The organism is Paenarthrobacter sp. MSM-2-10-13 (genome assembly GCF_011605365.1).
In the GTDB taxonomy this organism is placed as follows: Bacteria; Actinomycetota; Actinomycetes; order Actinomycetales; family Micrococcaceae; genus Arthrobacter.
Window position 1 is genome coordinate 21,538 of the sequence record NZ_JAAOXO010000010.1, and the last position, 19,083, is coordinate 40,620.

25 protein-coding genes and 1 pseudogene are annotated in these 19,083 nt (G+C 64.6%); 14 read left to right on the forward strand and 12 right to left on the reverse strand.

The features are described from left to right. Positions 1-33: 33 nt before the first annotated feature. From HAV21_RS17030 to HAV21_RS17045, 4 genes are read right to left on the reverse strand one after another with little or no spacing between them, the layout of a single operon-like run. A complete protein-coding gene (locus tag HAV21_RS17030; RefSeq protein ID WP_142940385.1) occupies positions 34-330 on the reverse strand; it encodes a rhodanese-like domain-containing protein in 297 nt (98 codons plus the stop codon). Positions 331-380: 50 nt separating this feature from the next. After that, a complete protein-coding gene (locus HAV21_RS17035) occupies positions 381-722 on the reverse strand; it encodes a rhodanese-like domain-containing protein (protein WP_166842563.1) in 342 nt (113 codons plus the stop codon). A gap of 22 nt (positions 723-744) precedes the next feature. Continuing rightward, positions 745-1,503 carry a sulfite exporter TauE/SafE family protein gene (locus tag HAV21_RS17040; RefSeq protein ID WP_142940383.1) on the reverse strand — a complete coding sequence of 253 codons (759 nt, stop codon included), beginning with the start codon at positions 1,501-1,503 and terminating at the stop codon, positions 745-747. Then, positions 1,500-2,114: a rhodanese-like domain-containing protein gene (locus HAV21_RS17045; RefSeq protein ID WP_142940382.1), complete on the reverse strand. Its 615-nt coding sequence runs from the start codon at positions 2,112-2,114 to the stop codon at positions 1,500-1,502. The genes HAV21_RS17040 and HAV21_RS17045 overlap by 4 nt, the downstream gene beginning before the upstream one ends. Positions 2,115-2,235: 121 nt before the next feature. Between HAV21_RS17045 and HAV21_RS17050 the strand changes: the two genes are divergently transcribed. The 4 genes and pseudogenes from HAV21_RS17050 to HAV21_RS22330 all read left to right on the forward strand — a co-directional run. After that, positions 2,236-2,493 carry a metal-sensitive transcriptional regulator gene (locus HAV21_RS17050; RefSeq protein ID WP_011777016.1) on the forward strand — a complete coding sequence of 86 codons (258 nt, stop codon included), beginning with the start codon at positions 2,236-2,238 and terminating at the stop codon, positions 2,491-2,493. A gap of 33 nt (positions 2,494-2,526) precedes the next feature. After that, positions 2,527-2,943 carry a DUF302 domain-containing protein gene (locus tag HAV21_RS17055; RefSeq protein WP_142940381.1) on the forward strand — a complete coding sequence of 139 codons (417 nt, stop codon included), beginning with the start codon at positions 2,527-2,529 and terminating at the stop codon, positions 2,941-2,943. Between the two features lie 20 nt (positions 2,944-2,963). Continuing rightward, positions 2,964-3,140, forward strand: coding sequence for a recombinase family protein (locus HAV21_RS22325; protein ID WP_347877674.1), 177 nt, complete (start codon positions 2,964-2,966; stop codon positions 3,138-3,140). A gap of 61 nt (positions 3,141-3,201) precedes the next feature. Then, positions 3,202-3,438, forward strand: a pseudogene (locus tag HAV21_RS22330) (ATP-binding protein); the annotation flags it as partial. 133 nt (positions 3,439-3,571) lie between these two features. Here HAV21_RS22330 and HAV21_RS17065 read toward each other — a convergent pair. The 6 genes from HAV21_RS17065 to lgt form a co-directional block, all read right to left on the reverse strand. Beyond that, complete coding sequence (locus HAV21_RS17065) at positions 3,572-3,802, reverse strand: ferredoxin (RefSeq protein ID WP_142940380.1); 231 nt, start codon at positions 3,800-3,802, stop codon at positions 3,572-3,574. Then, positions 3,799-4,887 carry an NADH-ubiquinone oxidoreductase-F iron-sulfur binding region domain-containing protein gene (locus HAV21_RS17070; RefSeq protein ID WP_166842564.1) on the reverse strand — a complete coding sequence of 363 codons (1,089 nt, stop codon included), beginning with the start codon at positions 4,885-4,887 and terminating at the stop codon, positions 3,799-3,801. The genes HAV21_RS17065 and HAV21_RS17070 overlap by 4 nt, the downstream gene beginning before the upstream one ends. Continuing rightward, positions 4,878-5,450, reverse strand: coding sequence for a ferric reductase-like transmembrane domain-containing protein (locus tag HAV21_RS17075; protein WP_166842565.1), 573 nt, complete (start codon positions 5,448-5,450; stop codon positions 4,878-4,880). Before HAV21_RS17075 ends, HAV21_RS17070 begins: the two co-directional genes overlap by 10 nt. Then, positions 5,450-6,388, reverse strand: a complete 939-nt coding sequence (locus HAV21_RS17080; RefSeq protein WP_166842566.1) for an FAD:protein FMN transferase — start codon at positions 6,386-6,388, stop codon at positions 5,450-5,452. The genes HAV21_RS17075 and HAV21_RS17080 overlap by 1 nt, the downstream gene beginning before the upstream one ends. A 2-nt stretch (positions 6,389-6,390) precedes the next feature. Further along, entirely contained in the window at positions 6,391-6,660 is a 270-nt protein-coding gene (locus HAV21_RS17085; RefSeq protein WP_166842567.1) for a hypothetical protein, read from the reverse strand. 152 nt (positions 6,661-6,812) lie between these two features. Further along, positions 6,813-7,718 carry a prolipoprotein diacylglyceryl transferase gene (lgt, locus tag HAV21_RS17090; protein ID WP_166842568.1) on the reverse strand — a complete coding sequence of 302 codons (906 nt, stop codon included), beginning with the start codon at positions 7,716-7,718 and terminating at the stop codon, positions 6,813-6,815. Between the two features lie 203 nt (positions 7,719-7,921). On the opposite strand from lgt, the gene HAV21_RS17095 reads away from it, so the two are divergent. Beyond that, positions 7,922-8,347, forward strand: coding sequence for a response regulator transcription factor (locus HAV21_RS17095; protein WP_166842569.1), 426 nt, complete (start codon positions 7,922-7,924; stop codon positions 8,345-8,347). Next, positions 8,344-8,565, forward strand: coding sequence for a hypothetical protein (locus tag HAV21_RS17100; protein WP_166842570.1), 222 nt, complete (start codon positions 8,344-8,346; stop codon positions 8,563-8,565). The genes HAV21_RS17095 and HAV21_RS17100 overlap by 4 nt, the downstream gene beginning before the upstream one ends. 131 nt (positions 8,566-8,696) lie before the next feature. Here the strand turns inward: HAV21_RS17100 and HAV21_RS17105 are convergent, their stop codons facing one another. Then, positions 8,697-9,068, reverse strand: coding sequence for a metalloregulator ArsR/SmtB family transcription factor (locus tag HAV21_RS17105; protein ID WP_208097061.1), 372 nt, complete (start codon positions 9,066-9,068; stop codon positions 8,697-8,699). Beyond that, complete coding sequence (locus HAV21_RS17110; RefSeq protein ID WP_166842571.1) at positions 9,058-10,338, reverse strand: MFS transporter; 1,281 nt, start codon at positions 10,336-10,338, stop codon at positions 9,058-9,060. Before HAV21_RS17110 ends, HAV21_RS17105 begins: the two co-directional genes overlap by 11 nt. Before the next feature lie 171 nt (positions 10,339-10,509). Between HAV21_RS17110 and HAV21_RS17115 the strand changes: the two genes are divergently transcribed. From HAV21_RS17115 to HAV21_RS17150, 8 genes are all read left to right on the forward strand, one after another. After that, positions 10,510-10,902 (forward strand): metalloregulator ArsR/SmtB family transcription factor, encoded by a 393-nt coding sequence (locus tag HAV21_RS17115; protein ID WP_166842572.1) that lies wholly within the window; start codon positions 10,510-10,512, stop codon positions 10,900-10,902. Next, on the forward strand, positions 10,899-12,815 hold the full coding sequence (locus HAV21_RS17120) for a heavy metal translocating P-type ATPase (protein ID WP_347877673.1): 1,917 nt from the start codon (positions 10,899-10,901) through the stop codon (positions 12,813-12,815). The genes HAV21_RS17115 and HAV21_RS17120 overlap by 4 nt, the downstream gene beginning before the upstream one ends. Positions 12,816-12,879: 64 nt before the next feature. Then, positions 12,880-13,314: a peptidase gene (locus HAV21_RS17125; protein WP_208097037.1), complete on the forward strand. Its 435-nt coding sequence runs from the start codon at positions 12,880-12,882 to the stop codon at positions 13,312-13,314. A 372-nt stretch (positions 13,315-13,686) separates the two neighbouring features. After that, complete coding sequence (locus HAV21_RS17130; RefSeq protein WP_142940371.1) at positions 13,687-13,995, forward strand: heavy-metal-associated domain-containing protein; 309 nt, start codon at positions 13,687-13,689, stop codon at positions 13,993-13,995. A gap of 63 nt (positions 13,996-14,058) precedes the next feature. Continuing rightward, positions 14,059-16,212, forward strand: a complete 2,154-nt coding sequence (locus tag HAV21_RS17135; RefSeq protein ID WP_166842573.1) for a copper-translocating P-type ATPase — start codon at positions 14,059-14,061, stop codon at positions 16,210-16,212. A gap of 93 nt (positions 16,213-16,305) precedes the next feature. Then, positions 16,306-16,818 (forward strand): hypothetical protein, encoded by a 513-nt coding sequence (locus HAV21_RS17140; protein ID WP_166842574.1) that lies wholly within the window; start codon positions 16,306-16,308, stop codon positions 16,816-16,818. Between the two features lie 145 nt (positions 16,819-16,963). Beyond that, the gene (locus tag HAV21_RS17145; protein ID WP_166842575.1) at positions 16,964-17,581 is read left to right on the forward strand and encodes a DUF305 domain-containing protein; all 618 of its coding nucleotides are present in this window, start codon (positions 16,964-16,966) and stop codon (positions 17,579-17,581) included. Positions 17,582-17,668: 87 nt separating this feature from the next. Continuing rightward, positions 17,669-18,547, forward strand: coding sequence for a F510_1955 family glycosylhydrolase (locus HAV21_RS17150; protein ID WP_166842576.1), 879 nt, complete (start codon positions 17,669-17,671; stop codon positions 18,545-18,547). The last annotated feature ends 536 nt before the right edge of the window (positions 18,548-19,083 follow it).

Consider the following 19,083-nt stretch of genomic DNA (forward strand, 5'->3'; position numbering starts at 1 on the left):
GGCCCGGCTGTTGCCGTGGCGGGACTGCAGGGGTCAGGTGGTGGGGAGTCCGGCGCGGGTCCAGGCGATCATGCCGCCGGCCATGGTGTCTGCCGAAAAACCGGCATCGTTGAGGGCGTCGGCGACGCGGGCTGAACGGTTTCCGCTCCGGCAGACTGCAATGATGGGGACGGCAGGGTCCAATTCGGACAGGCGTGCCTGCAGCTGGCCCATGGGGATGTGCAGGGCGCCCGGGATCATTGCCTCGGCGACTTCGAAGTCCTCGCGGACGTCCAGGATCCGAGCGGTGGAGCGGCGCTGCGCGGTTTCGGTGATGGTGATTTCAGCCATGGTGGTTCTCCTTCGAAATGGTTTCGGCTGGTGGTTGGGGGTGGTGCCGTCTAGCGGACGGGTTCGCCGGCTTGGCGCCAGGCGGCCATGCCTCCACGCACCGAGTAGGCGTGGTAGCCCTTCGCGGCGAGGAGTTTGGCGGCAGAGGCGGACCGCACTCCCGAGGCGCAGATGGCGATCACGGGGCGGGACTTCTGGATCCCCGCGGTACTGACCTTCAGTCTGTCCAGGGGGACGTGCTTGGCCTGCGGTGCCCGGCCGGTCCGCCATTCCCGGGTGGACCTGACGTCGATGAGTGTGGCGCCGGAACCCAGGAGTTCCTTGGCCTGTGCAATGGAGACCGTTGTGTAGGGCTTGCTGAAGGCCTTCTTCAGCGATTCGATCAGTCCCATGGTGTGCTCCTGTTCTGTGGTGTCAGGCGGTGACGGTGCTGGCGGTGACCCACGCCGCGACGGCGAAGATGAGTACCGCGAATGAGATGCGGATGTGCTTGTCGTGCAGGCGGCGGGCAAGCCGTGCCGCGACGATGGATCCCAGGATGGCCGGGACCGCGAACGCCAGGGTGGTGGCCCAGTCGATGGTGTAGCCGGCGGCGTGAGCGCTGAATCCGGCTGCGGAGTTGATGACGATGATCGCCAGCGACGTTCCGACGGCCTGTTTCATGCGCAGGCCCAGGAAGATGGTCAGCGCGGGGGTGATGAGGAAGCCGCCGCCCACGCCAAGCAGCCCGGTGAGGAATCCGACGAGCAGTCCAACGCCCACCGCCTTCGGGGCGCAGGACCGGAAAGCCCGGTTGGGTCCCGTGCTGCAGATTCCCTCGATTTCGCGCGGTTTGCTCAGCATCCGGACGCCCGCGGCCACCATGATTACGGCAAACGCCAGCATCAGGACGTTCGGATCCAGGAGTTTGCCGACGGCTGCGCCGGCCCAGGCCGCCGGAATGCCGGCGGCCCCTACCAGTGTGATGACGGGCCAGTTCAGGCCCTCCCGGATCCGGGGAAACAGCGCTGCCAGCGACGAAATGCCCACCACCAGCAGCGACGTCGGGATGGCCTGGACGGGGCTCATGCCCACGCCGTACACCAGCGCAGGAACGGCAATGATGGAGCCACCGCCACCCACCACACCCAGGACGATTCCGACGACAAGCCCTAGACCCAGGGCCGGGATCATGCCGCGGCGTCCTGTTGGGCCGGAACGGGAAGCTGCAGGAAGGCGCTTTCGCGGGTGGGCTCCTTGGCAGCCTTGTTCCACGGCATGGCCGAAAGGGCCTTACCCATGGCGCAGGTGTTGGTCGCGGCCGAGAAGGTCAGACCTGTGCCGATGGCGCCGGCGAGCATCCGGACCTTGGGGGAGACAAACTTGCCGCCTGCCAGACCCAGCATTACCAGTGAACCGGCGGCCAGGCGGACCTGGCGCTCCAGGTCCCAGCGGTCGTTGCCCTTGACCACGTCGCCTCCAGCAGCGGCGAAGCCGGGTGTGCCGCCGCTCAGAACATAGGCGGTGTCGATCCCGGCCTTGGCAAGGCGCTGGCGGGCCTGCTCGGCGCGCACGCCGGACTGGCAGACAAGCACAACGCGGGGACCCAGCCGGGCGGCGAGTTCATCGGTGTGCTCGGACAAAAGCGGCAGCGGCACATTGTAGGAGCCGCGGATGCGCAGGGACTCGAACTCGGCGGCGGAGCGGACATCGATCACCACGAGGTCCTGGTGCTCTTTGAACCAGGACGTGAGGGTTTCAGGGGCGAGTGCGGTGACGGCCGGCGCCGTGGAAGGGGGAGTCATGATGGCCTCTCGGAAGGGGGTGGGTGGATACCCCACCGAGTATTTCAGATACCCCCGGGGGTAGTCAAAACACCCTAGGGGGTATACGATGGGGGCAAGCCCCCGACACTTGGAGAATCCCGTGGAACTCAATCCCTCAGAACTCACCCCTGTCATCAATCGTCTGAAGCGAGCCCAGGGCCAGTTGGCCGCTGTCACCCGCATGCTTGAAGAAGGCCGGGACTGCAAGGACGTCGTCACTCAGCTTGCCGCCGTATCGAAGGCGCTGGACCGGGCCGGGTTCGCCATCATCGCCACGGGCCTTGAGCAGTGCATAGTCCAAAAAGACGCAACGATGGACAAGAAGGACCTGGAAAAGCTTTTCCTCTCCCTCGCCTGACCCGTCCCACTTCCGAGCTCCCCAAGGAGAACCATGACGTACACACTCAGCACGACCACCGCTCTTCCGTGGGCCGAAGCCCTGGAAAGTACCCGGAAGGCCCTGTCGGACCAGGGCTTCGGGATCCTCACGGAGATCAACGTCCGCTCCACCTTCGAAACCAAGCTAGGTGTCGAAGCGGCTGACGCTGTCGGTAACTACGTCATCCTCGGCGCCTGCAACCCTGCCCTCGCCAGCCGCGCCCTCGCCGCCGAGCCGGAAATCGGTGCGCTGCTGCCATGCAATGTGGTGGTGCGCCGGAACAAGGATGCAGACGTGACCACAGTGGAAGCCATCGACCCTCAGACCATGGTCCAGCTCAGCGCCGCCCCATCAATCAAAGAAGTAGCCGACGACGCCGGCACCCGCCTCCGGAAGGCCCTCGCCGACCTGGGCAAAGCGTCGAATTAGAGTGTCCTTGCAAACAACGGATCCAGAGGTTCCTCGAGTATGCCGCGGAGGGCGACACTGTCGTTGTTTGGCGGGTCGATCGGCTGGGCCGGTCATTGATCGACGTACTGAACACCGTGAACCCGCAGAGGGAACGCGGCGTCCAGGTCCGATTCATCTCAGAAGGTATTGACCCGGCAACCTCGACGGTCGGCTGATGCTGAACTACCCGCCACCTTGGCCGAGTATGAGAGCGAGCTGACCGTCGAGCGCGTCAAAGACGAGCTCCTCTTCGTTCTGGACCGACACGGGAAACGCCTCGGCCCGCACCCTCGACCAGGCTGACGTCACCGACGCCCAGGCAATCGCCGCAGTAGAATCCATTACCCGTGGCAACTTCCGGCTCCTCGAACGGCCATTCCGACAGATCACCCGGGTCCCAATACCAACCAACTCGAAACCATCACCGATGACGTCCTAGAAGCAGCAGCAAGCATCATCGTCATCGGCACCTAACGACACAGAGCGAACACAAAAAGCCGCCACCTAACGCCAACATCCACGCATGAGACCCGGCCGGACGCTTCGCTGATTACACGCAAGAATGTGGCGTGGGCGTCTTCCGGGCCAGGTGGGTGTCAGTTTTTCCCTAGTCGTTCCCGTTCCGCCAATACAGGGCCCGTGCAGGGCAGTACCGCAACGCCAGTTCCGAGGTGTGGGCCCGCGGGATGGGTCCGTGCAAAACCGGGTATCCCCAGTCATCGAGTGTGATGTGTTCGAAGAGCATGGTCGCACACACCCCGTGCCCGGTGCAGGTGGTCCGGTCCACGGCCAGAACCGGGTACTCCGGAAGAACCTGTCGGCGGAAACGAAGGATCATCTCCGGACCCGGCTCTCGTGGCCAGGGCAGTAGCCTGCGGCATGGGCGCTGAGGTGATCGGTGAAGACCTCCAGCGCGGAGTGCGTGAACACTGCGATCCCGTCAGGGAAGTGACAGGCTCCTCTGCCAACCAGGAATCCCAACCGTTGACGCAGGGCAGTTGCTGCACTGGGTCTGCCGGTGCCTGCGGCCAGTTCAGCGAAGTCTCGGGCAACTGCGGGGAGCCCGAACATGCAGGGCCCGCATTGCCCGGCAGATTCCCCGGCGGCATAGTCAAGCATGTCCTTCACCGTATCCACCGGGCAACGGGAGCGGTCCAGCAGGTGCATGACGCCGGGCCCGAGGGTTGCGCCGACGGTGGCCAGGGATGCAGAGCTGTAATTCAGAGAGTCGATCCTGGATGCGTCGATCCAGGTGCCGCTGAGTCCGCCGATGTTCATCGCCAGGACACCCGGAAGCGGGCCTCCAGCCAGTGAAACGACCCGGCTCAGTGGCAGCCCGGATTCGGTTTCATACACTCCCGGTGCCTTGACGGCGCCAGTGATGGTGATTAGGCGCGGGCCGGGTTCGACCTGGGTGCCGAAGGAACGGAACCAGGCGGGGCCGAAGACCTCGATCTGGGCGATCCGGAGCACGGTTTCGGCGTTCAGGACCAGAACGGGGCGGGTTCTCTTGCCATCGGGGGTGCGTCCTCCCTCGATCAGGCGGCGGCGTTTGGTCATCGGGCGGGCATGAGCCCCGTGATGCAGCGATACCAGAGCACTGGCTTCGGAGGCGACATAGCGGGCCGGCACGGGCAGCACAGAGAGACCGGCGGCGCGTAGGCGCTCCTCGGTCTCTGTTCCGGTGTGGGCTGCGTAGGTCACGTGCCTCAGTCCGGTCAGGGCAGCCCCGTGCCGGACCCATGCCAGACGGTGCCGGATAACATGGGCGTCTTTCAGGGCACTGATTTCCCCGTCGCAGGCATTAACAATTAGTTCGGCACCGTTCTGTCGAGCCGCACCGACTTTACGTGCCGTGCTGAATGCCGAACCGCTGCGCCCGGTCAGGCCGGCCGCTTCCAGTGTCCTGAGGTTCATCGCCATGGTTCTTCCCCGATGGCGCCGCGGCGGGTTTCGTCGGGCTGCCGGTTCATTAGCCGGTAGGCGATGGCCGCCGCCCCTGCGATCAGGCACGCCAGGCCAACGCCCCGCAAGATCCATGCGCTCCCGGTGCCCATCATGATGCCGTGCACGATCGCTGCAGGCCACAGCACGTAGGTCAGGGCGTGGACCGGAGCCCACCACCGTTCCGGGATGCGGTGGCGCAGCACAGAGGTCAGGGTCACGGCCAGCAGGAGATCCAAAGCGATGGCGCCGAGCCCGGTCCAGGCACGTTCGTAGCCGGAGGTGAAGGGCAGCAGGACCGCGACCCATCCGATGTCGACGTAGCCATCGGCCACGGCGGTGAGAACATGGAGCACCAGAAGGAGCATCATCCCCAAAGCCAGGTTGCGGTGAAGGCCAGTCACGACGGTGCTGCCGATGCCTTCTGGGCGGCGCCGTCCTGAGGTCATCACTCCGAGGATGAAGGTCACGGTCAATAAGACGGAGGTCGTGATCCCGCTCGCGCGGGAAAGGAACCAGAAAACTTCGTTGACCGCAGGCATCAGCGGGCCCCGGCGACATGGTGGTCCGAGGGCCAGTTCCCGGTCATCACGGTCGAGCCGTCCATGCCGTGCAGCCGGGCGTCAATGCCGTGAGCGCGCAGCCACGCCGGCGCTCCCAAACCCATGATGACCGCGGCAGTGGACGCGGCGTTCGCTTCCAGGGCGGTAGCCCCGAGGCAGGTCACTTCGGCCCAGATCCGCTCCGCCGGGGCCCCTGTCTGCGGATCAATGATGTGGTGTGCGACCCCGGACCCGCTGGCCCACACCCGGTGCCGGGTGGACGAGGTCGCCAGTGCCTGGTTCGTGAGGGTAATGACCTGGGCGATGCGGTCGCCGTCATATTCAATGCCGACCTGCCAGCCGCCCTCCGGTACGCTGCCGGCCACGGCAATATCCCCGCCCAAGTCGATCAGGAAACCACCGGGCAGGGTCTCGGCCAGCAACCCGGCGATACAGTCGGCGGCGTAGGCCTTGGCGCTGGAGCCAAAATCGAGGACCGTCCCGGCGGAGAGGGTCAGGACCCTCGTTTCCGGGGTGTAGCTGATGTGCCGCCAGCCCGGTGCCGGTTTGGGTTCACCGGCCATTGTCCACCCGTCCCGGTTCTGGACGACGTCCAAGTCATCGTCGTAACCGGCGTGAAGCAGGGCAGCGCCGACGGTGGGATCGACCAGGCCGCCGGTCAGGGCCGCCGTGAGAAACGCAGCGTCAAGGACTTCGCCGAGCAACGGGCTCAGGAGAACAGTCACCGGTTCACGGGCCGAGCGGGTATTGATTGCCCGGAGCTCAGAATCGGGTCGGAACCGCGAAGCGGCCCGATCCAGCCGATCCAGCCACTGCCCGGCGGTCCTAACCGCTTCGTCAAAGCTTCCGGGTTCCGTCGCGTGCACACCGGCAGTCGTGCCAATCGCGGGAAACCATGTGGCCTGGACCGCGTCCATGGCTAGGATGCCCTGGTCGTGGTATGCGGGAGGGCGCCGGCCGGGGCGTTCCGCGCCGGTGCGACGCTCCCGAAAGCCCCTCCCGGGGCCGGGACAACGGGTGCAGCCGGGTTTTGTTGCACGCTCACCGTCTGAGCGGTGGAGGGATTCTGCGCGGAGGCCAGACCGGCACTGATACCGGCGGTCGTCAGCCCTGCCAACACCATCGCCGTCACCGTCCACCGCCGAACCGCATCCACCGCCCGGACCCGTGAATTCACTGCCCTGTCCATGGCTTCTCCCTTCCGTTAGGACCGAGTGTCCCACCGGAGGGATAAGAGCCAGCTGAGAGGAACCCCTGAACCAACACTGAAAACGAATCCGCAGCCGCGGCCGACCTCATTCGGGCCAGCGCGCTGCTGGGCAGGGTTTCGCTTGTCCCGCACTAACCGGTTCCGGAGCCCTTTGCGCCGGCAAGGCCGGCCGTTCGGTGCGGACTTGGGTTGGCTGTTGAGCGTTCCCTGCGGCACAGCACTGCGAAGGCTGCCGCGCCGGCCAGGACCAGCAGGCCTGCGACCCAGGTGTTCACCCGCAGCCCCAGAATCAGGTTGGCGTAATCGGAACGCATCAGTTCGAAGGCGAAACGTCCGGCCGAGTAGCCTGCGACGTACAGGGCGAACACGCTCCCGGCGCCGAGCCGCGTGCGCGAATCAACGGCCATGATGACCAATCCGACGAGCAGGCACCACAGCGACTCATAGAGGAACGTTGGTTGGAAGTACCCCAGCACAATGGGCGCTCCGGAGGGATCCGTTGCCGCCGCGGCAGTCGCGGGGTCCATCCGGTGGATCTGAAGTTTCCACGGCAGCGTTGTCGGATCCCCGTAGAGCTCGTTGTTGAACCAGTTTCCCCACCGGCCCAGAGCCTGGGCAAAGAGGACTCCAGGGGATACCGCGTCCAGGAACGCCACGAAGGATACTCCCAGCCGGCGGCACCCGATCCACGCTCCGAGACAGCCAAAGGCGACGGCGCCCCAGATCCCCAAACCACCGTCCCAGATCGCGAACGCGTTCCAGGGATTCCGGCCGGGAAGGAAGTAGAGTTCCGGGTCCGTGATGACGTGATAGATCCGTCCGCCGATGATCCCCGCCGGCACGGCCCAGAGACAGATATCAAGCACTTGGCCCGGCTGGCCGCCGCGCTGCTGCCATCGCCGGGAGGTAAGCCAGATCGCCAGGATGATGCCCGCCAGGATGCATAGGGCATAGAAATGAATGGTCAGCGGCCCCAGGTGCACGGCGCTGAGGGTCGGTGAGGGAATAAACGAATCAGTGGGGACCAATGCAGCCATGGGATCCTGCCGGAAGAAATGAACGAAGGGGTGCAACAATCTGCCAAGCCTACGGCCCCTTCCTGGCAGGGGCCACAGCCTCGTTCGGTGGCCCACCGGGGCATCAACGTCAAGGAAGTCCGGACCCCGGCGAAGCTCAATGCCGGGTAGAGGCGCCGGTGAAGAAACGGTCTCTTAGAATGGCCGGAGGAAATGGGGGCGGAATGAGCACACGCGGTGCATGTCTGGTCATCGAGGACGACGCCGATATTCAAGGATTAATCAGTCTCATCCTTTCCACTGAGGGGTTCGAGGTCCACACCGTGGAAACCGGGAGCGCGGGGCTGCTGGCCGCTTCACGGCAGCAATTGGCGCTGATTACCTTGGATCTTGGCCTGCCAGACGTCGACGGCCGCGAAGTAGCACGGCAACTGCGGAGCGTGTCTTCCGCGCCGTTGCTCATGATTACCGCGTTCGCCGAGGCTGCAAATGAACTCGCCGGAATTGCAGCCGGCGCCAGCGGGTACCTGATCAAACCATTCCGCCCTACCGAACTCCGGGCGCTGGTGGCCGAACTCTGTCCGCTCCGGCAGGCCAGCGGTTATGCGGGACCTGCCGCACCGGCCCGGCGGGGGAAACCAGGCTCGTGACCGGATCGGATACTTTCGCTTTCACCTTGGTTTATTGCACGACGTTGGGAATTTCCTTTCTGATGTTCCTGCTCCTAGCCCTCGCTGCCCTCATCGTTTTGGCCTTGGCTGGAACTGCGGGCGTCCTGTACGGGATGTTCAGGTCCGCGGTGGCCGTCGCGGCACACCACGGTCCGCCCAGGGAGCCACAGCCCGGGAATGACAGGCCGGCTGCCTGAAGCAGTGCGCGCCTACCCTAACCAGCGCCATCCGGCAGCTCGCGAGGGAGACGGGCACGTAGCTCGCGGGCCGTGACGGCCCCGGTGTGGACAGCTCCCAGGATGATGAGCAGTGGTGGCAGAAGGGTGCCTTAATCGTGGGCCGGTTCTCCGGTCATCAGGTGGTCGGCGTGGTTCATGGTTTCGCGGATAAGCCGGACCAAGTGCCCGTCATGGAGGGAATAGATGATGTGGCGGCCGTCCTTGCGGGTGTCCACCAGTCCGCTGAGCCGGAGTTTGGCCAGGTGCTGGCTGACCACGGTCCGTGGAGCCCCGGACAGGTCAGTGAGTTCGGTGACGGTTTTGGGGCCGTTGGAGAGTTGCCAGAGCAAGTGCAGCCGGGTGGGTTCGGCCAGCATCCGCAGCGTACCGGCAGCCGTTTCGAGCAGCTCCGGATCCGGGGTGATCGGGTGGACCAGGGACGGTTCCCCAGAACCTGCGCCCTGTATGCTGCTAGGGCTCAACGCGCTGCCGGTCCTGCTGCTCAAGGGTCTGCTCCTCAGTGGCTGGGTGTCGGAACGCCGCGGCGGTGCGCGGCGACCAGGACAGAAATGCACCTGCACTACCTATCATCGCAATAAATGTCAGAGCAAGCGCAGCCCAGCCCAGTCCCGCGGCTGCACCGATCCACCCTGCCAGCGGGTAGGTGAGGATGTAGCAGGCATGAGACAGGGAAAACTGCGCAGTGAAAACGTAGGGCCTGGTCTCCTCGGTGGAGGCATCGCGCAGCAGCCGGGATGAGGGTGTGAGGATCGTCGAATTCGCGGCACCGAGCAGGAACCAGAGCGCCAACAGTAGCCACCATCCCACCCCACCGACCCCCAGTAAAGGCAGAAACACCGCGCCGGCCAGCACAGCTGGGATCACGGCGGCACCTGTGAGCATCACGGCCCGGTCCCCGAACCGGTCCAGGACCACGGGCGCGGATAACGCGACAATCATCGACCCGACGCCGAAACAGGCCAACGCAAGGGCCAGATCGGTGTCGGGCCGGTGCAGGACCTCACGGACGTAGACCACAGTGTTGACGAGCACCAGGGCCGTGGGGGCTGCGACCACCAGATTCAGTGCCAGCAGTGAACGCAGGCGCCGGTTCCGCCAGAAGATCCGTGTACCCAAGGTGGTCCGGTGCCACAGGGAGCTCACTGGACCGGCGGGGGCGACAAGGCGGGGCAGGGCCGTGATCGTGACCATGAAAGCGGAGAACACGAACCCGGCAACCGTGCCGAGGAACAGGTTGTTGTAACTGATCAGCGTCAGTAACAGCGCCGCAGCGGCCGGACTGATCAAGGCCTCCATGTCATAGGCCAGCCTTGAAAGGGACAATGCCCGGGTATAGTCGCGTTCACTTTTCAAAATGGTGGGAATCAGCGATTGGAAGGCCGGGGTGAAAGTAGCGGAAGCGGACTGCAGCAGGAAGATCACCACGTAGATCTGCCAGGTTTCTGTGATGAACGGCAGACACAATGCCATCGCGGCCCGGATCAGGTCAGCCCCGATCAGAACAGGCTTTTTCGGCAGTCGGGCCACCAAGGCATTGATCACCGGGGCCAGACCGACGTAGGCCAGCATTTTAATCGTCAGGGCGGTGCCCAGCACAGCCCCGGCGTTCCGGCCGGCCAGATCGTAGGCCAGCAGTCCGAGAGCCACGGTGAGCAGGCCGGTACCGATGAGAGCCACGACCTGGGCGGCGAACAGCCGTCGATAAGTAACATCCCGCAAAACAGATAACATCCCACCACACCCTTTAGGTACATACGTGCACTTATATGCACTAATAATAGGCGACTCTTTCCGTCATCTTCAAGCTCCCGCCTCCGGCAGTACCGGCGGTCGGCTCCGCCTCAGTCCTCCGCCTCAACGGAGGGAATCCGGGCAAAGGGCTTCCATGGCTATAATCTTCATATGAGCGAAGATAAGAACACTTGCAGGCTTAGTGTGGACAGCCAGTATGTAGAGCTTGCGGTCGAGGTATTTGCCATGCTCGCGGATGCTACGCGGGTGCGGATCATCCTGGCGCTCAGGGAGGGCGAAATGTCCGTAAACCATCTCGCGGACATCATCGACAAGTCCCCGACGGCCGTCTCACAGCATCTGGCAAAGCTTCGTCTGGGCAGGTTGGTGAGCGCACGGCAGGACGGCACCAGGGTCTTTTACCGACTGGCCAACGAGCACGCGCGCAAACTGGTGGCCGATGCCGTGTTCCAGGCCGAGCATTCTCTGGGAGGCGAGCCGGCCCATCACAGTATCGATATGACGGTGGAGACACCGGCCGCGGAAGCGACGGTGCGCTCGTGAGCCAGGTGCTTGCCTCTCCTGGCAAGGCTGCTCCGGGCAGGCTTCTGCCCAAGCCGCCGTCGATCTTCCGAACCGGCGCGCGGCTGCCTGAAGTCCGGTGGGCCGCGCTTGCTTTAGTGCTTTTCCTGGCGGGTGGGGTTGCGCAGCTGGCTGGGGCACCGGAGCTTCTGTGGTGGTGCTTCTATTTGGCCTGCTACGTGGCCGGCGGCTGGGAACCGGCTTTGTCAGGTTTGCGGGCGCTGCGGGAGAAGACTTTGGATGTGGATTTGCTGATGATCGTCGCAGCAATCGCTGCCGCGGCCATCGGCCAGATTTTTGATGGGTCCTTGCTGATCGTCATTTTCGCAACCTCGGGCGCCCTGGAAGCCCTGGTCACTCAACGAACCGCTGACTCCGTCAGCTCCCTGCTGGGTCTGGCCCCGGAGCGGGCGACCCGGATTTTGGACGGGACCGGCCTCGAAGAGGAGGTTGACACCGCGGAACTGCAGGTCGGCGATATGATTCTGGTGCGCCCGGGTGAACGGATCGGCGCTGACGGCACCGTCATCCGGGGAGTCAGTGAGGTCGACCAGGCGGCGATGACCGGGGAATCGACTCCGGTCATCCGGCGCGAAGGCGACGAGGTTCTCTCCGGAACTGTCAACGGTAGCGGCGCTCTGTCTGTCAGGGTAGCCAAGGCCGCCAAGGACTCGGTGGTCAGCCGCATCGTGACCCTCGTGGAGGAAGCCTCCGCCACCAAGGCCAAGACCCAGCTGTTCATTGAAAAAGTCGAACAGCGCTACTCCGTCGGTGTCATTGTGGCTACCCTGCTGGTGTTTTTCCTGCCCGTGTCCTTCGGCGAGAGCCTGGAGGCTGCCCTGCTGCGGGCCATCACGTTCATGATCGTGGCCTCTCCGTGCGCCGTTGTCCTGTCGACCATGCCGCCTCTTCTGGCTGCCATCGCCAACGCCGGACGACACGGCGTCCTGGTCAAATCCGCCACCGTGATGGAACAGGTCGGCCGCACCACCGTCGTCGCCTTCGACAAGACCGGTACCCTCACCGAGGGAACCCCGAAGGTCACGTCCGCCGAATCCCTGGACGCCGACCCCAACCCCGCACAGATCCTGGGGATGGCAGCCGCCGTCGAGCAGTACAGCGAGCACCCGCTCGGACGGGCCATCGTCCGTGACGCACGGGAAAAGGGCCTCACCGTGGAGCCAGCAGCAGAATTCAAGGCCGTCCCCGGCCAAGGAGTATCCGGCATCGTCGACGGACGGCAGGTTCGGGTGGAACGGCCCGCCGCGGAGGCCGATGCCACCGTGGCCGGAACCGTCGTTTACGTCATCATCGACGGGGCCACGGCAGGGCGGATCACCCTTCCTGACCGGCTCCGCCCGACCGCGGCCGCAACCGTCACACGGCTCCGGCAGACCACGGGCAACCCGGTTCACCTGCTCACCGGAGACAACCACCGGGCGGCAGCCCAGATCGCCGCCGAAACCGGCATAGACAACGTCCGCTCACGCCTGCTGCCCTCCGACAAAGCGACAGCGGTGCACAAACTGGAACAGGTCGGCCACCGGGTTCTGCTGATCGGCGACGGCGTCAACGACGCCCCCGCCATTGCGGCTGCGAGCACCGGAATCGCGATGGGACGGCACGGCTCCGACCTCGCCCTGGAAACGGCCGACGCCATCATCGTCCGCGACGAGCTCCAGGCCCTGCCGTCACTGATCGCGATCTCAAAACGGGCCCACCGGTTCGTCCTCGCGAATCTCGCCATCGCGGCCACCTTCATCACCGTTCTCGTCACGTGGGACCTGGTTTCCAGCCTGCCACTGCCGCTGGCCGTCGCCGGACACGAAGGCTCCACCGTCATCGTCGCCCTTAACGGCCTGCGGCTTCTACGCTCCCAGGCATGGAAAAACTGACCGGCCGCCACACGCCGGCCGCCCCACTGCTCCTGCTGCCCGGGGAGCAAACCCCAAGGACTCCATGAACACCTTCCCCACGAAGTCACTCACAACTGTGACGGTGCCAGGACACGGCCGCTTCCACGCCACCGCCGAAGCCCTTGAAATGATTGCTGTGTTTGGCGGCTCCCTCCATTGCTACCTGGGTTCCGGCGGCTGCCGCACCCAGGGACTCTACTTCTCCAGAACACGACCAAAAAAGTTCATCGGATGCACGCTCGAAACCCTTGCCGAGGCGCACGGGCCGGCGACCATCTCCGTCAGTTACGAACTAGCTGACCGGATCAATGGCGCAGTCCTGGACTTCGGAAACTACAACCGCATGCAACGTTTCGTCTGGACCGGCCTTCCGGCGGTCAAGGGACCCCAATGCACCTGCCTGCGGTCTATGGGAAAACCCGCTGGCAAACGCTCGCCCTGCCTGGACGACGCCGGCATGGGCATTACGGACCTCTGACCGGGAGCAGTTGCCCTGAACCCGCGGGCTCCGCCCTGGACCCTATCGCATCGACTCCTGACGGAAGAAAGACAATGGGCCACGTGGTGGAAATGTCGCTGCCGGCGTGGTTCACGCGTAGCCCGGCGCGACGCCGGACAGTCACGCCCAAAACTGCAGGCTGCCCCTCCCCCGCCTGCCGAATACCGACCCTTTGCGCACCCCATCCGGACCAACTGATGATGGTTCACTACTTGACTTGCATACCCCCCAGGGGTATCTTTTCATTGTTGTCAGTGAGTGGTATGTCGCGGAGGACCAAATGACTGTTGGCCTCTTTACAACCGTTCAACCACAGCACCCGTCGCATTTTCTGCACATAAGGGAACTGACATGAAAACACCTTCACGCACCGAACTGCCCCTTACTTCTGCGTCCTCCCCGGGCTGCAGCTGCTGCTCCACCGAGGCCAGCGCCACTCCGCCCGCCAAAATGGGTGTCGAATACGACGTGGAAGGACTGACCTGCGGCAGCTGCGTGGCCAGCGTCGAAAAGGCCGTCAAGGCCGTGGATGGCGTAGACGGCGCGGCTGTTGAACTCGTCCCAGGCGGTGTTTCCCGCCTGGTCATTACCGGCTCCGCTGGACCTTCCGCCATCCGGGACGCCATCACGTCAGCCGGCTACAGCTTGACCAACAGCTAGCCCAAACACGTGCGTCCGCACCGCCTCAAGCGATGCCGCGGGCCGCACCTGGAGGAGCACACCATGACAGAGCACACCCATCACCACGATCACCACCTTTCGCCGGTCACCGAAGCAGACCCCGGCCAAGCAGCACCACACCAGACTCCCGGGACGCCTGAATCACCGCATGAGCACCAGGCGCATGCTCAGGGACACAACGCCCCGGACGATCATGCCGTGCACAACCACGGTCAGCACGCCGGACACAGCACGGCCATGTTCAAGGACAGGTTCTGGCTGACCCTGGCTCTCTCGGTCCCGGTGGTGTATTTCAGTCCGATGTTCGGGCACCTCCTGGGGTACATGCCGTTGGAGTTCCCGGGGTCCGCCTGGATCCCGCCCGTTCTGGGAACGGTGATCTTCTTCCACGGGGGCATGCCCTTCCTCAAGGGCGGCATCAATGAACTAAGATCCCGGCAGCCGGGCATGATGCTGCTGATCAGCATGGCCATCACCGTCGCGTTCGCCGCGTCCTGGGCCACAACCCTGAAGATCGGGAACTTCGATCTGGACTTCTGGTGGGAGCTGGCGCTCCTGGTGGCCATCATGCTGCTCGGACACTGGATCGAAATGCGCGCGCTCGGCTCCGCGCAGGGCGCCCTCGACGCCCTGGCGGCTCTGCTGCCGGACGAGGCCGAACGCGTCACTGATGCCGGCGTCGAAACCATCCAGGCCTCTGAGCTAAACCCCGGGGATATTGTTCTCGTCCGGTCCGGGGCGCGGATGCCCGCCGACGGCACCATCGCGGACGGGCAAGCCGAGTTCGATGAGTCCATGATCACCGGGGAGTCCAAAACGGTGCTCCGCGCAGTGGGTGATCCGGTCGTGGCCGGGACCGTGGCCACCGATAACACCGTCCGGGTCGCCGTGACGGCAGTCGGTGACGACACGGCCTTGGCCGGCATCCAGCGGTTGGTTGCTGAAGCGCAGGCCTCGTCCTCGAAGGCCCAGGCCCTCGCGGACCGGGCGGCGGCGTTCTTGTTCTACTTCGCCACCATCGCCGGTGTCATCACCTTCATCGCATGGATTCTCTTGGGTAGCCTGCCCGATGCCGTCACCCGTACGGTTACAGTGCTCGTGATTGCCTGCCCGCACGCCCTGGGCCTGGCCATCCCGCTGGTGATCGCGATCTCCACCGAACAGGCCGCCAAAGCCGGGGTGTTGATCAAGAACAGGATCGCGCTCGAGCGGATGCGCACCATCGACGTCGTCCTGTTCGACAAGACAGGCACCCTGACCAAGGGCGAACCCGAGCTCCGGAACACCGCCACCACCGATGGCAGGACAACCGATGAGCTGCTGGCTCTGGCAGCAGCCGTTGAATCCGACAGCGAACACCCCGTCGCCCGGGCCATCGTCCGGGCAGCGAAGGAGAAAAGCCTCACGCTGCCGCAAGCGACGGGTTTCACGTCCATGACGGGCCGTGGCGTGCAGGCCACGATCAATGGCCGCACCGTCCAGGTCGGCGGCCCTGCACTGCTGCGCGAACTCGGAATCACCGAGCCTGAGACGCTGGCGGCCTCGACCCGTGAGTGGATGGGCCGTGGCGCAGCTGTTTTGCACGTCATCGACGGCGACCGGATCCTGGGGGCAGTCAGTCTCGAGGATGCCATCCGGCCCGAGTCCCGGCAAGCCGTAGCAGCCTTGCAGAACAGAGGCGTGAAAGTCGCGATGATCACCGGGGACGCCACCCAGGTAGCCACGGCGGTCGGTGCGGAACTGAACATCGACGAGGTTTTCGCCGAAGTGTTGCCTGCGGACAAGGACAAGAAAGTCGCCGAACTGCAGGCCCGCGGCCTGAAGGTGGCGATGGTCGGGGACGGCGTCAACGACTCCCCGGCGCTGGCCCGGGCAGAGGTTGGCATTGCCATCGGCGCCGGCACCGACGTGGCCATGGAATCAGCCGGGGTCATCCTTGCAGGCAACGACCCCAGGGCCGTGCTGTCCATGGTGGACCTGTCCAGGGCAAGCTACACCAAGATGTGGCAGAACCTCGTCTGGGCCACCGGATACAACGTCATCGCCGTACCCTTGGCCGCCGGTGTGCTGGCCTTCGCCGGGATCGTCCTGTCCCCCGCCGCCGGGGCGGTCCTGATGTCCATCTCCACCATCGTGGTCGCCCTCAACGCCCAGCTGCTCCGCCGGGTGAAACTGAACCCCAGCCAAGTTCGTTGACCCAACAGTGAACCGGCACCGCTGCCCCCGGAAAGGTATGGCGCCGGGTGCCGGTAGCCTAAAGACAGCAGACCCACAGGGAGGAAGACCCGCATGGCCGCACAACGCACCATGATGAGCTCCGCCCTGCTCACGGCCTCTTTGCTGACAGCGGTCTTGGCCCTCATCACGGGAATCCTTGGCATGCACGTCATGACAGGGACGCACTCTGCACACACGGCCGCCATGGTTTCCGTCGGCATGACGGATACGACCGGGTCCTACCCGGCAATGTCCGAACACCCAACACCCGGACTCCCCGTGTCCGGGCACGCCAGCCATTCGGTCTCACCATCATCGGGACCTGCCGCGCTGCAAAAGCTGTCCGCGGTGAATGCTGCGCCCTCCCCTGCGCAGTGCTCCTGCTCCGGGAATTGCTCAAGCCAGCACTCCATGAGCGCCTCGTGCATCCCCACGGTCGCGACCGGCGCCCTGGCGGCGCCCGTACCGGACGACACGGTCTCCATCACGGCCCAGTCCGCAGCCTCGACAATCGCAGCTCCCGTTCCCTGGTCCTACCGCCCCGGCAGTCCGTCACCGGGTGAGTTGTCCATCAGCAGAACGTAATCGTTCCGCTTGCCCGGGCCCAGCCCAGGGCATTCCTTCCTTTGCGCCCCAGCCCCGCCGCGGCTGATCAGCGCCCTCCTGACAAACCTCACCCCGTTCTGAGGGCGCCTTAGCGCCCCCAAATCCTTAGAAGGACCTGATGAAGATGAATACGAAAAAATTCTTGCCTGTCGCCGCAACAGCGATCGCCGCGGCCATCGCACTGGCCGGCTGCGGTTCCTCCGGTGGTTCCGGTTCCTCCGGGACGCCAATGCCGGGCATGGACCACGGCAGCAACTCCTCCAGCGCTTCAAACCCAGCCGCGGCAGCGGACCATAACGCCGCTGACGTGATGTTCGCCCAGATGATGATCCCGCACCACGCCCAAGCGGTCGAGATGAGTGACATGATCCTCAAGAAGCAGGACATTCCCGCCGATGTCACAGCCCTGGCCACCCGGATCAAGGCCGCGCAGGGACCGGAGATCGAAAAGATGACCGGCTGGTTGAAAGGCTGGGGCGAACCCACCCAGATGTCTACCGGGCACAGCATGGACGGCATGATGGGCGCCGACGACATGACCAAACTGGAGGCCGCCCAGGGTGTTGAGGCCGCGAAGTTGTTCCTGACCCAAATGATCGTCCACCACCAAGGTGCAGTGGCCATGGCCAAGACAGAAACCACGGACGGCAGGGATGCGGAGGCTGTCCAGCTCAGCAAGGACATTGTGAGCGCCCAGGAAGCGGAGATCAAAGAAATGCAGACGCTGCTGGCCGCTCTCTAAACAAACCCTGCGTGGTCCCGGGCCTCTCCCCCTGACGGGAGGCCCGGGGCTTCCGCGTACCCTTCTGACCCAATCTGGAGCTCTCCCATGCAAACTTTCACTTCCGCACGTACGCGCACCGGAGCCCTCGCGGCCGGCGCCGCGGTGCTCCTCGCCCTGTCCGCCTGCACCCCGGCCAGCCCCCCGTCCTCGACGGCTCCGTCTATCGAACTGAGCGACAAGGCCCTGCCCAGCAGTCACGTCCACGGGTTAAACGTCAACGGCGACACCAACCAGGTGCTGCTGGCCACCCACGACGGGCTGTTCGACATCACCAAACAACCAGCCAGCAAGATCGGCGGCACGAACGACCTGATGGGTTTCACCGCCGGCAAAGACGGCGTCTTCTACGCCTCCGGGCACCCCGGCCAGGGCTCCGATATGCCCAACCCCCTCGGACTCATCAAGTCCACCGACGGAGGACAAACCTGGGAGAAACTCTCACGACAAGGCCAATCCGACTTCCACGCCCTGACCACCACCAAATCCGGGATCATCGCGTTCGACGGGCAACTGCGCAGCAGCCCCGACGGGAAAACCTGGAACACCGTGGCGGCCATATTCACCCCGGCCATCCTGGCCGGGCACCCCGACAGCGACACCGTGCTAGGCACCACCACCGAGGGAATCCAGCGCTCCACCGACGGCGGGGCAACCTGGGCACTGGACAAGACCGCACCGGTGGTCCAGTACGCCGCCTTCGCCACTCCGGACGAAGCAGCAGGCGTGGCCCCCGACGGGACCACCTACTACTCGGCCGACGCCGGCAAGTCCTGGACCAAGAAAGGACGAATCGACAGTGAAGTACTGGCCATAGCCGCCCTCAAGGGCGCCGACGGGAACCCCTGGATCTGGGCTGCCACACCCGAAGGGATCATCGTCTCCACCAACGGCGGCACGAGCTACCGCCCGACAGATGTCCTTTGATTTCCTCCGCCTCCGCACAAAGGCTGAAACCGTATCTCGCGGTGAGAATAAATGGCGAAGGCCACCGCCTCCTCGGGCGGATGCGTTAGGTTACGCTCCAAACCGATGCCGAGCCGGAGTGTCCTGTGCACGGAATCAGAAATCAGGAACAGCCCAGCCAGGACTCCGAGTACGGACGTGGCAGGAACTAGCCAACGGGCGCGCAATGCTTGTCCGACGCCACGAAGGGCCGACCACCGGCTTAGCATGGACCAGAATGCACCGAGGACTTGCGCGGCCACGACAAGCAGGAGGACAAGCATCACCATCCGAAAGAAGCTGCCCTGCTTGGCATGGTCTTTGATGAATTCCAAGGCTGGCCGAACATTTTCCAACTGTTCCCTGCCTCTGCGGTCAGAACGGCCAGCAGGACCATACAGAGCCAGCACCACCAACGGCCCCGCAAGGCAATTCCGACTAGTCCGACAGGGCACGAGGGCGACTGCCATCAGCCCCGACAGGGGCGCAAGGACAACAAAGCCATGGATCGGGAGGAT

Excerpts from the sequence above, each read along its gene's own strand:
- HAV21_RS17095 (WP_166842569.1), top strand. The coding sequence starts at position 7,922 with ATGAGCACACGCGGTGCATGTCTGGTCATCGAGGACGACGCCGATATT.
- HAV21_RS17110 (WP_166842571.1), bottom strand. The coding sequence starts at position 10,338 with ATGTTATCTGTTTTGCGGGATGTTACTTATCGACGGCTGTTCGCCGCC.
- HAV21_RS17055 (WP_142940381.1), top strand. The coding sequence starts at position 2,527 with ATGACGTACACACTCAGCACGACCACCGCTCTTCCGTGGGCCGAAGCC.
- HAV21_RS17075 (WP_166842565.1), bottom strand. The coding sequence starts at position 5,450 with ATGCCTGCGGTCAACGAAGTTTTCTGGTTCCTTTCCCGCGCGAGCGGG.
- HAV21_RS17040 (WP_142940383.1), bottom strand. The coding sequence starts at position 1,503 with ATGATCCCGGCCCTGGGTCTAGGGCTTGTCGTCGGAATCGTCCTGGGT.
- HAV21_RS17150 (WP_166842576.1), top strand. The coding sequence starts at position 17,669 with ATGCAAACTTTCACTTCCGCACGTACGCGCACCGGAGCCCTCGCGGCC.
- HAV21_RS17145 (WP_166842575.1), top strand. The coding sequence starts at position 16,964 with ATGAATACGAAAAAATTCTTGCCTGTCGCCGCAACAGCGATCGCCGCG.
- HAV21_RS17065 (WP_142940380.1), bottom strand. The coding sequence starts at position 3,802 with ATGATCCTTCGTTTCCGCCGACAGGTTCTTCCGGAGTACCCGGTTCTG.
- HAV21_RS17115 (WP_166842572.1), top strand. The coding sequence starts at position 10,510 with ATGAGCGAAGATAAGAACACTTGCAGGCTTAGTGTGGACAGCCAGTAT.
- HAV21_RS17035 (WP_166842563.1), bottom strand. The coding sequence starts at position 722 with ATGGGACTGATCGAATCGCTGAAGAAGGCCTTCAGCAAGCCCTACACA.
- HAV21_RS17135 (WP_166842573.1), top strand. The coding sequence starts at position 14,059 with ATGACAGAGCACACCCATCACCACGATCACCACCTTTCGCCGGTCACC.
- HAV21_RS17030 (WP_142940385.1), bottom strand. The coding sequence starts at position 330 with ATGGCTGAAATCACCATCACCGAAACCGCGCAGCGCCGCTCCACCGCT.
- HAV21_RS17080 (WP_166842566.1), bottom strand. The coding sequence starts at position 6,388 with ATGGACGCGGTCCAGGCCACATGGTTTCCCGCGATTGGCACGACTGCC.
- HAV21_RS17070 (WP_166842564.1), bottom strand. The coding sequence starts at position 4,887 with ATGGCGATGAACCTCAGGACACTGGAAGCGGCCGGCCTGACCGGGCGC.
- HAV21_RS17125 (WP_208097037.1), top strand. The coding sequence starts at position 12,880 with ATGAACACCTTCCCCACGAAGTCACTCACAACTGTGACGGTGCCAGGA.
- HAV21_RS17130 (WP_142940371.1), top strand. The coding sequence starts at position 13,687 with ATGAAAACACCTTCACGCACCGAACTGCCCCTTACTTCTGCGTCCTCC.
- HAV21_RS17140 (WP_166842574.1), top strand. The coding sequence starts at position 16,306 with ATGGCCGCACAACGCACCATGATGAGCTCCGCCCTGCTCACGGCCTCT.
- HAV21_RS17045 (WP_142940382.1), bottom strand. The coding sequence starts at position 2,114 with ATGACTCCCCCTTCCACGGCGCCGGCCGTCACCGCACTCGCCCCTGAA.
- HAV21_RS17085 (WP_166842567.1), bottom strand. The coding sequence starts at position 6,660 with ATGGACAGGGCAGTGAATTCACGGGTCCGGGCGGTGGATGCGGTTCGG.
- lgt (WP_166842568.1), bottom strand. The coding sequence starts at position 7,718 with ATGGCTGCATTGGTCCCCACTGATTCGTTTATTCCCTCACCGACCCTC.